Source organism: Pectobacterium fontis (genome assembly GCF_000803215.1).
Classification (GTDB): domain Bacteria; phylum Pseudomonadota; class Gammaproteobacteria; order Enterobacterales; family Enterobacteriaceae; genus Pectobacterium; species Pectobacterium fontis.
Window position 1 is genome coordinate 157787 of record NZ_JSXC01000030.1, and the last position, 16506, is coordinate 174292.

At 49.8% G+C, this 16506-nt stretch carries 10 protein-coding genes; 4 read left to right on the forward strand and 6 right to left on the reverse strand.

What is annotated here, in order from left to right:
* Position 1: 1 nt before the first annotated feature.
* The 4 genes from OI69_RS10040 to OI69_RS10055 form a co-directional block, all read right to left on the reverse strand.
* A complete protein-coding gene (locus OI69_RS10040; RefSeq protein WP_039349538.1) occupies positions 2-1399 on the reverse strand; it encodes a Fe-S-containing protein in 1398 nt (465 codons plus the stop codon).
* A gap of 154 nt (positions 1400-1553) precedes the next feature.
* Positions 1554-2081: an iron transporter gene (locus OI69_RS10045; RefSeq protein ID WP_039349541.1), complete on the reverse strand. Its 528-nt coding sequence runs from the start codon at positions 2079-2081 to the stop codon at positions 1554-1556.
* Positions 2082-2195: 114 nt separating this feature from the next.
* Positions 2196-4100, reverse strand: a complete 1905-nt coding sequence (locus OI69_RS10050) for an FTR1 family iron permease (protein ID WP_039349545.1) — start codon at positions 4098-4100, stop codon at positions 2196-2198.
* 561 nt (positions 4101-4661) lie between these two features.
* Positions 4662-6341, reverse strand: coding sequence for a methyl-accepting chemotaxis protein (locus tag OI69_RS10055; protein WP_039349548.1), 1680 nt, complete (start codon positions 6339-6341; stop codon positions 4662-4664).
* Between the two features lie 354 nt (positions 6342-6695).
* Here OI69_RS10055 and OI69_RS19835 point away from each other — a divergent pair, with 354 nt between their 5' ends.
* The 3 genes from OI69_RS19835 (at position 6696) to OI69_RS10065 (ending at position 11084) form a co-directional block, all read left to right on the forward strand.
* A complete protein-coding gene (locus OI69_RS19835) occupies positions 6696-6869 on the forward strand; it encodes a hypothetical protein (protein WP_154715539.1) in 174 nt (57 codons plus the stop codon).
* Between the two features lie 2 nt (positions 6870-6871).
* Positions 6872-9022, forward strand: a complete 2151-nt coding sequence (gene fdhF, locus OI69_RS10060; RefSeq protein ID WP_039349551.1) for a formate dehydrogenase subunit alpha — start codon at positions 6872-6874, stop codon at positions 9020-9022.
* Between the two features lie 751 nt (positions 9023-9773).
* Positions 9774-11084 (forward strand): dicarboxylate/amino acid:cation symporter, encoded by a 1311-nt coding sequence (locus OI69_RS10065; RefSeq protein ID WP_039349553.1) that lies wholly within the window; start codon positions 9774-9776, stop codon positions 11082-11084.
* 78 nt (positions 11085-11162) lie between these two features.
* Here the strand turns inward: OI69_RS10065 and hypT are convergent, their stop codons facing one another.
* Entirely contained in the window at positions 11163-12062 is a 900-nt protein-coding gene (hypT, locus tag OI69_RS10070) for a hypochlorite stress DNA-binding transcriptional regulator HypT (protein WP_039349556.1), read from the reverse strand.
* A 164-nt stretch (positions 12063-12226) separates the two neighbouring features.
* On the opposite strand from hypT, the gene cuyB reads away from it, so the two are divergent.
* Positions 12227-12976 (forward strand): cysteate racemase, encoded by a 750-nt coding sequence (gene cuyB / locus OI69_RS10075; RefSeq protein WP_052198348.1) that lies wholly within the window; start codon positions 12227-12229, stop codon positions 12974-12976.
* Positions 12977-13296: 320 nt separating this feature from the next.
* On the opposite strand, the gene OI69_RS10080 is transcribed toward cuyB, so the two are convergent.
* Positions 13297-16389 (reverse strand): type I restriction endonuclease subunit R, encoded by a 3093-nt coding sequence (locus OI69_RS10080; RefSeq protein ID WP_039349559.1) that lies wholly within the window; start codon positions 16387-16389, stop codon positions 13297-13299.
* Positions 16390-16506: the final 117 nt, after the last annotated feature.

Sequence of the window (16506 nt, forward strand, 5' to 3'; positions counted from 1 at the left end):
ATTATTCCCCCTCAGCCTGCTCGCCAGCCGCCGCGTTGGCGGTGACAAATTTCGCGGGGCTTTCGCGGAAGCGGTTATAGTTGGCTTCCGACGAGAAGAAGTAGGTTTTACCGCCGTAGCGATATTTATGCTCCGCGTTTACGTTGGTCAGTTTGGAACCATCAACCGGATCAACAACTTCCATCGACACCACCGTCGAGAAGTAGTTAGTGCCCGCCGCCAGCGAGGCTCGCCCAATGACCAACTCATTGTCGTCGTTGCTCCAGCCCTCAATGGGCACCGGATTACAGCCGCCAGCCTTCCCGATAGAAGGAATGAAAATGTGCACGCCGCACGCAACACAAATCACCTGGTTGCCTTCCATCACGTAGCCCTGATCGCCGCACAGCAGGCAGGCATCAAACACCACGCCCAAACGCAGGCGGTCGGGATAACGGTTAATAATGAAAAAGCGCACAGCTTTGCCGTCGTCGGCAATCCACACGAAGCGGTGCAGCTTGCCATCACGCACTTGCTCAATCGGAATATGCACTTTGCCATCGGCGGCCAGCGTTACCGGCTGGGCTTCTGACAGGCGAGGCGGCTGCGAGGCAACCTTGTCCCAATAAAGCTGGGCGAAAACCACCACCAGCAGCGCCGTGACCGTCGCCAGCAGCGTGCGCCGCACATTACGATAGCCTGCTGTCGCTTTGCGCTTTTCAATCGCCTCATGGGCAGCCAGCCTCTCACGGCGCGCATGCCGCAGCGGCCAAACCAGCCCGGCAGCCAACATGGCCATAAGCAACGCACTGAGGTAATTTAATAAATATGCGCTATTGGTGACGTGCGCCACGTAGCTCAGGCGCGGTTTGGTTAGCCCCAGCACCTGCAATTTCATCAACAGCAGCAGCAAATTGCCGCTTATCGGCAGCAGAAGGAGCGCCACCAGCAGCGCCAGTAACGGCCAGCGGAGCAGACGAAGACGGTGCACAATCATGCCGCACAGTGCAGCACAAAACACCAGCCAGCCAAATGCCAACACCATGGCGCTAAAATTCAGCAGAAGATCGGTATTCACCACATGGGTGGTGGTCAACGCGGTCAGATTGGGATCGCTGCCCCAATGTACCGCCGCCCCCATGGTCAGCAGCGCCTGCCACAGATAACCAAGTCGCGAGTGGGGAAAACATTGGCAGATAAGAAACAGCGTGAGGGCCAGCGCCTGAAGTGCCGTAAACCCCAGCAGAAACGCTTGTCTGTTAGGAAAATGAACGCCAATAAGCGTACCAGCGACGAGCGCCAGCAGTGTGATCCAGCCCAGCGGCCTGATCTGCGGCGTAGAACGATGGCTCCAGTTCAACCCCAGCAAGAGTGCTATCGGCAGGAAGGATTGAAGTGTCGTGATAAAGAAATAACTCATATTCTCGTCATACTTCACGTTGCATGTACGTCGGTTGAGCGCGATGTTGACTGGCACAGTGCTCTGACCGAAAAATCACCGCCCCTGCGGATAATAAAAACCTACCCGCAAAGGTGTGAACATGGCCGCGACAGAGTATCGCGGCCAGAAGACCTTATTCTAAACCGACATATTTGAAGTCAAAGCTGACATCAAACGGTTTCCACCAGCGACCAACACCGGTTTCACTGTCGGTATGACGGTGCATACCTGCTTTGGATGGCGGATCGATGTGGTATGTCACTTTATAGTTACCCACGCCCATCATTTTGATGTTCGCACCGTAGTGCGGGCCATCGCTGGCAACCATCGGCATGAAGGTCCCTTCTTGCTTCGCGCCAGTGTCGGTGTTGGTCAACGTGTAAGCGATGGTCAGGAACGGCATCCATTCACCCGCGCCGAAGCCATTTTTGTTACCTTCAGCCGCGTGGATATCGGCTTCCAGATGGATATCCGCTTTCGCAGCAGGCAGCCCCATCCCGCGTGGTTCCATATCGATAGGTTGCAGATAAACGGCGGCAATTTCCATTTCGTTCATAGAAACCGGCTCACCCGCTGGATGTTCTTTGAACGCCAGCGCGGCAGGCGCAGTGAAAATACCGGCAATAACGGCACCCGCAATCAGACTTTTTTGCATATTCATCAAACCCATCCTCATCTCAGTCTTCCCCAGCTTAATTCGCTAAGCGATTGGGGTTGTTATGGTTATTTTCTGCTCTTACTGCTTTCAGTATTCAGCGTCGGCAGCGTTCTATCATCAGACTGCCGACGCTCTGCGCCGCATCACCCATAGGGCGATGAATGCCGCGACAACCAGTACGCCCTGTGGAATCAGGGTTTCCACATAAGGGTAAATCCCCAGCCCGCTGATTTCTGGCACGCCCGTCAGTAATGTCGGCTCAAACAGTTTTCCTTCAATGAGTTCCAGTACGCCTTTACCCGCAAACACAAACGCCATCAGGTACATAAAGCAGCCGGTAAACATGAAGAATGGCTTAAGCGGTAGCTTGACAATGGTGTAACGCATCACGAGATACGCAATCAGCAGGATCACACAGCCGATGACAAATCCAGCCAGAATGGAGAGATGCCCCGCCGTGTTGCTGGCATCGCCGACTAGCGCGTAATAAAACAGCACCGTCTCGGCACCTTCACGGTACACCGCCAGAAAGCTGGTCAGCCACAGCCCGATCATGGAACCGCTGCTCAGTGAATGGGACAGCTTACCTTCCAGATAGGCCTTCCAGTGCCGCGCTTCTACTTTGGACAGCAGCCAGTAACTCATGAAGAACAGCATCACGACAGCAATCAGCATCGTAATGCCTTCCAGCAGTTCGCGGCTGGCACCGGAGTTGGTAAACAAGAGCTGGAAAATGACAGCGGTAATCACGCTGCACAGCAGCGCGACGTAGACCGACTGGCGAATCAGCGGTAGCTTGTCCTGCTGATTGTTTTTCACCAGATAGGCCACGATCGCCGCCACAATCAGCAGGGCTTCCAGCCCCTCACGCACAATAATCAGCAGGCTGTATAGCAACAAACTCCAGTGCGTTTCACCGCCATCGCCCAACATGGTGACGGCTTTCGCCAGTTCCTGCTGCAACGCGTCGGCCTGTCCTTGAAGTTGATCCACAGGCTGTTTGGCGTTCATCAGGCTCACCAGTCGGGTGAAATACCCTTCCAATGTGGATTTGAACGCCGCATCGCGGGAACCAATTTTGTTCTCCATGCCGCTGGCTTCAAACATATCGAAATAGGTGTCCTGCACCGCCATAATGGCAGGCTTAACCTGACCTTGTCGGTATTGCGCAATCGCAGCGGCAATAGCCTGATTGATATCATCAGAGACTTTCGCCCAGTTGGCATCCGGCACAGTCCCCGTATCCGCATTTGCGGCAGGTGTCGCCGTCGCCTGCTGGCTATCGCGCGTTGTCGGCAATCCCGGCAAGGCGTCCTCGATATCCTGTAACAGCGCGGTGACCCGATAGGCTACATCCGTCAGTTGATCGGGTTGGCTGGCTAGCGTAATCAGTGCCGAAAATTGTTGATTAATAGAAGCGGCCTGCTGCGCCGAGCGATTCTGTCTGACCGACATCTCCATCTCGGAATTTTTAAAGCCCTGATAGTGCGCTTGCTGCACGCTCTGGCTGGCCTTTTTGTAGTCTCCGGCCTGATATTCCGTCACCGCCTGCGCGAGTTGATCATCAATGATTTTGAAACTCTGCTGCCAGTAGGGTGCGATGTCGGTATTGTCATAAGCTCCGTGTTGCTCCTGCGCAACCAGCTTGTGCCCTTCCGACAGCACGGGAAGAACAGCATCCAGTTCGCCCTTCAACCATGAAATTTTTGCCTGCACCTCGGCCTGCGGCTTACCTTCGCCAATCATGCGACGAATTTCACCGAAGGTCGCTTCTAGTTGATAGCTTTTTTGCGCGGAAACGTTGATACGGATGGGACCTTCGAGGTTTTCAAACACCTCAAAATAGGCCATCTGAACTTCAGTGCGGGCATCATCCGGCTTTTGCTGCTCATAGAGCTGAGCCGTTTTATCCAGCCGGGTTTCGATATCGTGAATAAATGAAGCGTAATCTGTCGCGGCCATTGCCACTGAACAGCTAAACAGCCAGCACAACAACAGAAGCGTTTTTTGCCAGATAGACATAAGCGTGTGATGAAGCACAAATGATATTTATTCTTATTATCACTTTGAAGCTGTCATCTGTCTTGATTTACGTCACGAAAATATGAGCAATAAAGACTTTTGTTTGTAACAAGTAATTTCAATTCTCAAAAAACATCTAATAATTCTATTTTCCTTTTATAATATTGAAAAAATACGTTTTTTTGATCACAAAAACAGCAAAATTCGCAAATCAAAATAAAGCAAAAATAATGCCAATATTTTAATTAAATCATTTTTACGTCAGAAAACCTTGTCTTGAAATGGTATTTCTTTACACTAACACAATCAAATTTACAGAGAGGCATACCATTTTTCCCCGCTAATCCAAGGTATTACGCATATCGATATTCATACTTTTCACCGACAACGGATTGAACGATGGGGTATCGCATTCCAACAGCAACCAGAGGCCCAACTAGCCCGGCAGACTCCTTTCCGCCCAGTTCATCTCAGCCTCATAGGCCATCCGGTGTTCTACACTTGCCGTGCACTCAATTTAGGCACACTTTTCATGTCCGGCGCACACGCCTCCCCGTCGGATCAGAATTTTTCCCACCCGTCACTACTGCGCCCATGGGCTGATAAGAGTGGTGTGCTGCCCTGTCTGACAGCACGATGTACGGGAGCCGCGACCGCTGGACGAGAAAAACCGATGGCTGGATCGCAATCTGAATCCAGATCGAACACATCAACCACGGCAGACAGCTCACTGGATTGTTCATCCAGACGGGCGGCGGCTTCCGCCGATTGCATCACCAACGACGCGTTCTGCTGCGTAACGCTGTCCATTTCATGCACCGCCTGACTGATCTGCGTAATCCCCCGCGTTTGCTCATCCGTCGCCGCCGCAATCTCACCGATCAGATCGTTCACATGCGAAATAGCATCGATAATCGCTGTCATTGCCTCACCAGATTGTTTCACCTGACCTGCGCCGGTTTCCACCCGTGCCACGGATTCCGCAATTAACGCCTCAATTTCCTTCGCCGCTTGCGCACTGCGCTGAGCCAGCGTGCGAACCTCACCCGCTACCACGGCAAATCCTCGCCCTTGTTCGCCCGCACGCGCCGCCTCAACGGCCGCATTCAGCGCCAGAATATTGGTTTGAAACGCGATGCTGTTAATCACCGAAGTGATATCAGAAATGTGCCGGGAACTGGCACTGATTCCATCCATGGTCGTCATCACGCTGGCGCTGATATTACCGCCTTTTTGCGCCATATCCGCCGCATCCTTCGCCAGTTTGCGAGCCTGATGCACATGATCGGTGGTTTGCCGCACCGTCGCACTGATCTCTTCCATGCTGGCCGCCGTCTGCTGCAATGCCGCCGCCTGCTGCTCCGTGCGGCTGGAAAGATCATCATTGCCGTCCTTAATATTGGATGTCCCATTGTTGATTTCTGTCGTGCTTTGCCGAATAACAGTTACGGTGTCGCGTAAACTTTTCTGCAACCGTTTGATGTCAGGAATCAACCGGCCTGCACAGTTCCGACCAAACTCCGCCAGCTCGCAGCCCAGACGGCCCGCCGTGAGCTGTGCCAAATGAGATTTCAGCACGGAAATCGGAATCACCAGATAATATCTCAAATAATATTCTGTAAAGATCAACACGATCAGGCCAATAACCATCACGCCAATAAGCACATTGCGACTCTGGTTATTTTGCTCATTGACGCTTGGAATCAATGATGAAGCAGTAATACCGTCCGAATAACGTTTGATACTCTCCCCAAACATCATACTGATGGACGGATAAACTGAACGGAAAATTTGCCGGAATGCTTCGGGATCGTTGCGTTGCAGTGCCGCATTCATCGGATCGATAGAAGACGATATTAAGGTATTCCACGTATTTTTTACCCCATCAACCGTTGCCTGATCGACACCGACATGTTCTGACGTCTGGAATTTATCGAACGAATCTTTGGTGTTTTTGATCGCCACCTGTGCCATTTCCAACGTCTGCCTGGCATTTTCAGGCTCGTCACGCTGCAAATAATCCATCGTTCTTTCCATACGCGTTACGGCCCGAAAATATTGATCGGCACCATAGACCAGATGGGAATAGGTTTTGCGCTGGGTCTCACTTTTATCAAGCAAATTTGTGACCTGATAAAGCGAATAAAGGCTGAATCCCGATGCCACTCCCCACGCCACTAACAGGGAACCCACGATAACCAGCACCATTAATTTTATGCTGACATTTTTTAGAAATTCCATAATCCACTCCGCGATATTGACAAATCTTTCCCGTCCACACACGCTGTCGGAAAAGTATTTACTTTTTACTCATGACGGTGCCGCCCGTTGTTTCCGCACTTCATCTCACGAATCAAACAGACGTTCTGGAATTCCCTGATTCATTATCCATCGAATGGAAAGTTGCGCTAAAAATTTAGCGAATAGAATGCGTTATCTTCCCTGAGGTGCCAATATCCCTGGTTTTAAACCGCCGACAGACATCACTATCACGGTCTGATCGGCGGCACACAGAATTAATACTGCCCAGAACAGTATAGGCATTAACGAATAAAGAGGATAAATACGCTAAACATTTTTCCAGAGCCATTCTTGATGAAAAAAGGTCGTCGCGTTCAAAGCATTAGGGCAATTGGTCACGCACTGAGCATGACCACGATCAGTAAATTACTTTTCTTTATCGACGATTATCAAAGGTTAGCCAACTGCATCAACAGCCAGCCACAGGCATGCAGTTCTTACTATCCAAAACTCGGCTTTGGAGAATAATCATGCAGAAAGTGCTTACCGTCTGCCCGTATTGTGGATCGGGCTGCAAAATTAACCTGCTGGTAGAGAACGGCAAAGTCGTGGGCGCGGAAGGCGCAAACGGCGTCACCAACGAAGGTGAGCTGTGCCTGAAAGGCTATTACGGCTGGGATTTTCTCAACGATACGAAACTTCTGACCCCGCGTTTAAAACAACCGCTGGTTCGACGCCAGAAAGGCGCGCCTTTTGAGGCAGTATCCTGGGATGAAGCGATCCGTTTCGCCAGTTCGCGACTGAAGGCCATTAAGGAGAAGTACGGAGCCGAGTCGATTATGCATACCGGATCGTCACGCGGCCCCGGTAATGAAACCAATTATGTGATGCAGAAATTCGCCCGGGCGGTCACTGGGAATAATAACGTCGACTGCTGTGCTCGACTCTGCCACGGCCCGTCGGTTGCCGGGTTACAGGTCACGCTGGGAAACGGGGCCATGAGTAACTCCATCTGCGAAATCGAAAAAACCGACTGTATCCTGATTTTTGGCTATAACGCCGCAGATTCACACCCTATCGTGGCGCGCCGGATCCTGAAGGCCAAAGCGCGTGGTGCAAAAATCATCGTGTGCGATCCGCGCCATATTGAAACCGCACGCATCGCCGACTTGTGGCTGCCGTTGAAAAATGGCTCCAACATGGCGCTGGTCAACGCGTTCGCCAACGTACTGATTAACGAAGGTCACTACAATAAAGCGTATGTCGCTCGTCATACCGAAGGCTTCGAGGAATTCAGCAACACTGTCGCCAAATACACGCCAGAGTATGTCGCCGATATCACGGGGCTGTCGCCGCAACTGATTCGCGATGCGATGCGAATATATGCCGCCGCACCGTCTGCCACCATTTTATGGGGAATGGGCGTAACGCAATGGGGACAAGGCGTTGACGTCGTCAAAGGGTTGTCCGGCTTAGCGCTACTGACCGGTAATTTAGGGCGTCCAAACGTGGGCGTCGGGCCGGTACGTGGGCAGAATAATGTACAAGGTGCCTGCGATATGGGCGCCCTGCCCAATATGTTCCCCGGTTATCAAAAAGTTACGGATCACACGGTGCTGGCGAAATTCGCCGACGCCTGGGGCGTGCCTGAACTCTCTGACAAAATTGGCTACTCGCTGACTGAACTTCCGCACAACATTCTGGAAGGGAAAATCAGAGCCAACTATGTAATGGGGGAAGATCCACTGCAAACCGAGCCGGATCTGTCGATGCTGCGTGATGCGTTCAACGAACTTGAACTGCTGATCGTACAGGATATCTTCATGACCAAGACCGCCGCCATTGCCGATGTGATTTTACCCGCGACCTCCTGGGGCGAGCATGAAGGGGTGTATACCGCCGCCGACCGCGGGTTCCAGCGCTTTTATAAAGCCGTAGAACCTCAGGGGGATGTCAAACCCGACTGGGAAATTATCAGCCTGATGGCGACCGCCCTCGGTTATCCAATGCACTATCACAACACGCAGGAAATTTGGGATGAATTGCGCCAGCTCTGCCCGCTGTATTACGGCGCAACCTACGAGAAAATGGCAGGGCTTGGCTATGTACCGTGGCCGTGCCTAACGGAAGACAGCCCCGGAACGCCGTGGCTATATGCAGGCAACCACTTCGATCGCCCCGGCGGGAAAGGCCTACTGCTGACGGCAGAATGGCGACCGCCGATGGAACTCGTGGATGACGATTACCCGCTGGTTCTGTGCACCGTGCGCGAAGTCGGTCATTACTCCTGCCGTTCCATGACAGGCAACTGCACCGCGCTGCAAACGCTGGCGGATGAACCCGGCTACGTGCAGGTTAGCCCCGCGGATGCCGAACGCTTAGGAATACGCGACCAGCAACTGGCCTGGATTTCCTCACGACGCGGCAAAGTTATCTCCCGTGTTGCCGTTAGCGAACGCATCAATCAAGGCGCCGTCTATATGACCTACCAGTGGTGGATCGGTGCCTGCAATGAACTGACGCTGGATCATCTCGATCCGGTATCTAAAACGCCGGAGTACAAACACTGTGCCGTTAAACTGGAGGCGATTGACGATCAGCAGGCCGCAGAGAACTACGTGCAGCAGGAATACCGCCAGTTGAAAGATCGACTGCGCACCGCCGCAGAAAACGTTAGCTAACGCCCCTTACCTGAGCCGCTGCGTCAACGCCGTGGCGGCTTAGGCAATGCCGATGGCTTAGAAGGAAGTGAGTATCGACCTTTTTCGCTGACATCATCAACCGCGAGGTCTCAAACCATCGATAACATATGGTTAAAAAATGAAAAACACCATTTTAAATACCCTAAATGCCCAACGCGTCACAAATGGAAACATATCGCACAATAATTAAACTTCAAATCAGAAATGCAAGAATAAAAAAATGATCAACTCAATAAAATCAAGCATTAAATAATTAAAAAAATAACAAAATCAGAAAATGACAGATATATAAACTTTTCGTTAATTGTTCTTTTATTTTTACTTAATCTTTAAGCAATTCACCATATATTTTATTGATGTATAGCGTCATATCATTAGCAACACTAATTCAACACTTCACTCAGCACTTCTTGCACACACAGAAAAAACAATAATTCATTGTTTTAATTGAAAAATAATGATTATTGAGCTTTTATCCCATCTGCACACCACATCCTCTATCATCATTAAGATCTGTTTGAGCATGCATTTCTTGCATGACAAAGATCACAAATACATAACAATCCATAGAAAAAAAATGTAAAACGTAAGAATCATTGTAATATCGGCGGGCAGACACAACACCCTAACAACAGACTCGGGTGAGGATTGGTGTATTCAGGGAAAACACCGCCCCTCACGCGGCAATAATATTGTGTTGTCTGAATCAATTCACCAACATGAGGTTTATATGCAAAGGCAGAAGTTACTTGTACAGATAGTGTTAGCTATCGTCCTAGGGATATTAATTGGATGGGCTTGTCATCAATACCTGGATGGCAGCCGAGCAAAAGAAGTTGCATCTTATTTCAACATGGTTACCGATATCTTCCTGCGCCTGATTAAAATGATCATCGCGCCATTAGTCTTCGCTACACTGGTTTCCGGTCTGGCAAGCATGGGCGGTAATTCTTCTGCCGTTGGTCGTATTGGTATGAAAGCGATGATCTGGTTTATCAGCGCATCGTTCATTTCTCTGCTCATCGGTATGCTCTTTGCCAACCTGTTCCAACCCGGCGCCGGTATGAACCTGGACGTTCCCGCCCAGCATGTTGCCACTGGTTTGAATACCGACAGTTTTACGCTTAAGAGCTTCATCAGCCATATCTTCCCGAAAAGTATCGTAGAAGCCATGGCGAATAATGAAATCCTGCAAATTTTGGTGTTTTCCCTGTTCTTCGGTTCCGCGCTTGCCTATGTGAAAGGCAAAAACAAACACGCGACCACTATGATTTCACTGATCGAAGAATTAACCAAAATCATGTTCCGCGTGACCGACTACGTCATGGCGCTGGCACCGATTGCTGTTTTTGCCGCAATCGCTTCCGCGATTACCACACAAGGACTGGGGCTGCTTTATGATTTCGGTAAATTGATCGGCGAGTTCTATCTCGGTCTGGCGGTGCTGTGGGGCGTTCTGTTCCTGGTTGGCTACCTGTTCCTGGGCAAAGCCATTATGACATTGGCGAAATTAATTCGTGAACCGACTATGCTGGCATTCGCCACAGCGAGCAGCGAATCCGCTTACCCGAAGACCATGGAAGCACTGACAAAATTCGGTGTTCCGAAAAAAGTCACCAGCTTTGTATTGCCGCTCGGTTATTCATTCAACCTTGACGGTTCGATGATGTACCAGTCTTTCGCGATTCTGTTCATCGCGCAGGCGTACAATATTGACCTGAGCGTCACTGAGCAAATTCTGATCCTGTTAACACTGATGATCACCAGTAAAGGAATGGCGGGCGTCGCTCGAGCCTCCGTAGTTGTGGTTGCGGCAACGTTACCGATGTTCAGCCTGCCGGAAGCCGGCATTCTGCTGATTATCGGTATCGACCAGTTCCTGGATATGGGCCGTACTGCAACTAACGTCATCGGTAACAGTATCTCTACCGCCGTGGTCGCCAGTCTGGAAAAAGACATCCATGACGACGAGGAAGAAGAACCGGAAACTGATGGTTCTGCTGCCTATAAGGCACCTCAGCAGGCAACGCAAAATAGTTAATGCTGAGTGAATGTTTCATCATAGCGGCCTTCGGGTCGCTATTTTTTACTCGTCACACCTTTATTCCGGTTAAAGCGCTCATAGCCCCGACATTGATGACAGCCCTTTCATGTAGCGCCAGAATTTCTCAGAAGCCACATTCAGCCGCGCATCAAGACGATACAGATAAACCCCCATACGGATCACGGCATTTTCCATACTCAGGATCGCTAGCTCTTTGTTTTTCAGCTCTTCCTGAATGGAATAGTCTGGCAGCCAGGCAATGCCATAACCTTTCTTCGTCATGCGTTTGAGCAGGTCGCTCATGGAAGAGACGAAATTGACCGTAAACTTATCATTGTCCACGCTGGATAAGTAACGGCTAACCTGACGCCCCATGTAGCTTGTCTCGGTATAATTGAGTAACGGCACCGATGCGGCGCTCACATCAAACAACGGCTTCCCGGCACTATCGCATGCGCAAACCGGATAAAGCCGGGATTCCAATATCTTCTCGTGCATAAAAGGCTCCCCCATCAGATCTTCATTGTAAAACGAGAAGATAAAGTCGCTGCGCCCCTCTTTGAGATTCAATACCGCTTCATCTACGTCGATCGATTCGACATAGAAGATTTTTTCCTGCGGATCCGGCACATCTTTTAACAGCTCCGGCATGATGAATACCGACAGAGAGTGGGCTGCGGCGATGGTAATCTTATTTTTGTAATTATCCCCGCCGTGCAGCTTATTAAGCTGATATTCCAAATCATCCAGCGTATTGCGGATATAAGCGTGGAACACTCGTCCCTGTTCAGTTAATTGCAGTGGCAACGCGCTGCGATCGAAAATATCAAATCCCACCGCCGCTTCCAGCGCCTGAATACGCCGACTAAATGAAGATTGAGAAATATTCCGCTTCTCGGCAGCCAGCGTAAAACTCCGATGCTCTTCCAGCACAATAAAGTCATAGAGCCACTTGGTTTCGATATTGTTTAGCATCACCCCTCACTCAACATGCCCAGCAGAGACTGTTAAAACCAATAAAAGCATAGAGATGCCAATAGTTATGCAAATCATACATAGCAGATGGGAATTTAGCAATTCACATTGCCGGGCAGTATGCGATTATTCTTTTAATTTCATAATGCTACAGGGTTAACAGCATGAACAGTCTTGTGGGGATTCTGGGCGGAATGGGGCCGGGCGCTACCGTCGATGCAATGCAAAAACTGATCAAAAACACGCCGGCGTATCGGGATCAAGACCATATTCCGATGATTGCAGTTTCTATTCCTGATATTCCAGACAGAACACAGTGCATACTCCAGCACAGCGCTTCACCGCTGGGTAAAATGCTGCAATATATGAAAATTCTCGAAAATGCAGGCGCTGAATGCATCATTATCCCGTGTAACACCGCACACTATTGGTTCAATGAATTAAAACAACAGTGCCGTGCAGAAATGATCAGCATTATCGATGTAACCTGCCAGGCGATTAAGCATGCCAACACCACACGCGTCGGCCTGCTAGCGACCACAGCAACGGTCAAAGCGAGAATCTATCAAGACAATTTGCTCGTCGATAATATTGAATGCTACACGCCAGATGAGGCTGACCAGCATCAGGTTATGGAAAGTATCTACGCCTATAAATCCGGTGATATTATCGGCGCCTATAGCATCCTGTCACCGATAAAAGATCGCCTGTTACAGTCTGGCGTCGAGAAAATTATTCTGGGTTGCACCGAACTGCCCCTGATTCTGGAACGAGAAGTCGAAACGTCGCCGCAACACTATGTCGATGCTACGGAAGAGTTAATTAAGAAAACGGTCGAGTGGTATTTTACTCACCGCCCAGCCAGTACTGGCGACACAATTCAGCCTCGGGTGTTCCGGCCTCAGCCTGCTTGAGGAGCGATACGGTTTTGCGGAGAGATTACCTCATTGCCAGAATCCTACATATACAGAGTGTGGCTGACGCCGAACATCACTGGGTTATCTACAGCGATCAGGTGGCATGAGGTAAAGTTCTGAGAGCAACAGGAGGCTTAAACCCCACTGATTTTGCTAGTATTTTTATATCGAAACTCTAAGTTCATCTATTTTACATACAACCGAATATAATATTACGCTTGGTTATTACCCGATTAGAAACTCTTTGGCTAGATTCAAATTAAGTTCATGCACATTTTACTCGCACGAATTAATCAGCCAAAGACATAAAAAGTTGCTCAATTATCCACCCACGTTTCACACTGGCCAATAACGGTAGCTACGGCATCTTCTACGCCTTCCGGCGGATATTTGTATTTTTTCAGTAGTTTTTTAACCATTCGACGCATGCCAGCGCGTGCGGATTCTTTCTTCTGCCAGTCGATAGTGCGGTTTTTACGCAACATCTCCGTGAGTTCGTGCGTCATCGCTACTAGTTCTTTGTTTTGGTAGAAGTCTTTCACGGCTTGGGGACGGGTCAGCGCGAGATAGAATGCAAATTCTTCACCAGTCAATCCCAGCGCATCGCCTTCCGCCTGAGCAGACGCCATATCCTTCGCCATTTTCATCAGTTCAGCGATGACTTCTTCGTTGGAGAGCATACCGTTGAGGTACGCTTTCATGGCGCGAGAAAGCATTTCCGAGAACTTTTCACTCTGGACGAGATTAGTGCGGCGATAGAGCGTCACCTGCTCGGCGAGCAGTTTTTTCAGCATCTCAACGGCAAGATTACGCTCCTTCATCCTGGCGATCTCATCGAGAAATTTTGGATCGAACAACGAGAACCCAGTGTCTACATCGGAAAACAGATTGATAACCCCATCACTTTGGATACTTGCTTTCAGTAATTCGTTAACGCGGGCATTAATTTCTTTCAGGGACAGCGGCTTACCCTCGCCGGTGAGGCGAGTAAACAGCGTACGTACCGCCTCAAAGTAGGCGGCCTCGAATCGCTGCTCGGCACTTATTAGCGAACGACAAAGGGATAACGCCTGACGAAGCAACATAGATTCTTTGATGAACAGATCTTTTTTGCTCGGCGCTTCGCCATAAGCGGGTTTCGGTTCTGCGGCCATTGAATACCGAAAGTCCATGTCTTCGTGATTTGGGGTAACTTTCGGCTTATCAATAGCTGAAATAAAATTCACTCCGCCAGTAATAGTTTTGGCGCGAACAAGATCGCTATCAGTGGACAGAAACGCTGAATAGTCAAAACCGTGGAACAGGCTGCGGCAGACTTCCAATTTTTCGATAAATTTCGGCAGCGCGGTCTTGGCGACATCGGTATCACCGTAGTTGTTCTTATCGCGGTTAGTATAGGCGTTCATCGCCTGTTTTAACGCTGAGGCAATGCCGACATAATCAACAACCAGCCCGCCTTCTTTATCTTTGTAAACCCGATTGACGCGGGCAATCGCCTGCATGAGATTGTGTCCCAACATCGGTTTGTAAACATACATGGTAGCGAGCGATGGTACATCAAACCCTGTAAGCCACATATCCACCACGATGGCGATTTTCAGCGGGTCATCGTTATTCTTGAATCGGCTAGCCATCGCGTCGCGGTGGCGTTTATTGCCGATAACGCCGCGCCACTCTTCCGGATCTTTATTGCTTTCGGTCATCACCACGCCAACTTTTTCGGTCCATTCAGGGCGTAGCTCAAGCAGCTTGCGGTAGATGCTCATTGCGATGGAGCGCGAATAACCAACTATCATCGCCTTACCAGTCAGCTCATGCTGACGGTTTTCCTCATAGTGTTGGATGATGTCATCGCACAATGCAGTGATAGTCTGTTCCGCCCCGAGGATAGACTCCATTCTGCCGAGTTCCTTTTTACTCTTTTCGATGGCGTAGTTTTCGGCATTCTGCGCCATAATGTCGTATTCCGCGTCAATAAGCCGCAGAATGTCTTCGTCCAACTTCAGGTGGATAACGCGACTCTCATAGTAGACGGGGCGGGTCGCGCCATCTTCCACTGCCTGAGTCATATCGTAGATGTCGATATAGTTGCCGAATACTTCGATTGTGGAGCGATCTTTGTTGGATATCGGCGTTCCGGTGAAGCCGATGTAGGTGGCGTTGGGTAAACTATCGCGAATAATGCGTGCCGTACCGATGATCACACGACCTGTTTTCGCGTCCACTTTCTCTTCTAACCCATACTGCCCACGATGGGCTTCGTCTGCCATCACAATGATATTACGACGCTCAGAAAGTGCTTCAGATGCCTCCTCAAATTTCTGCATGGTCGTGAAAATGATGCCGTTTGCCAGCCTTCCTGCGAGCAGTTCCTTTAAATGACCCCGGCTTTCGGCCTGCTGGGGCGTTTGGCGTAGGAACGATGCGCACCTGGCAAACTGCCCGAATAACTGCTCGTCAAGGTCGTTGCGATCTGTCAGCACTATCAGGGTCGGAGAATTTAGCGTGCTTTGTAGTAGATGGGCGTAAAATACCATCGACAGCGATTTTCCGCTGCCCTGGGTGTGCCAGAACACACCGCCTTTGCCATCTGTTGCGGTAGCCCTGCTAGTGGAAGCGACCGCTTTTCTGACAGCAAAATATTGGTGGTACGCGCCGAGGATTTTCTCGTCGCCGGAAAAGCAGATAAAATTCTTGATGATGTCGAGCAGCCGTGCTTTGTCGAACATCCCCTCAATGAACGTATCGAACTGGGCGTACTGCGTATTTTCGTAGCTGCCATCCTTGGTTTTCCACTCCATAAAGCGATCTTCGCCTGCCGTAATAGTTCCGGCTTTCGAGACGGCCAAGTCGCTCATAGCGAGAAAAGCGTTGTATATGAACAGAGACGGTATCTCATGCATATAGTTACGCAGTTGCAGAAATGCCTCAGAAGCGTCCGTTTCCTCACGGGAAGGTGATTTCAACTCAAAAACGACAACAGGCAAACCATTTAAGAACACGATCACATCAGGGCGTTTCTCACTATTTTCGCAGATTGTCCATTGGTTGGAGACAGTGAATGAATTCCGATCCACATCCTCATAATCCACAAGATGAACCAACACCGCCCGCAGCTCATCTTTATCGTAATAATTGACCGATACACCATTTTGCAGGTACCCCATAAATTGCATATTCTTCTGCTGGAATGTGCCACCCTCGATATTCCGCAGCTTGTAAATCGCCTCGGCAAGCGCCGCTTCCGGTAGCCTGGGATTCACCTGTTTGAGAGCAGGGAGAAGCTCGTCCATATAAAGCGGATTAGCATAGTCCCGCGTCAGCTCTGGAGCATAGATATGGTTATAGCCCAACGTGTCGCGGAACAACTCAAGACAGGCGTTTTCGTAATGAGCTTCGGTATAGGTCATTCTGATTACCTTTTTACAAATTTATAACGCAATTTTTGCGTTAATCTTCGTTGTTCGTTTTTGAACGACAAAATTGGTTAATTCCACAACGTCGCTGGGCGGTAAATCATCATTTAG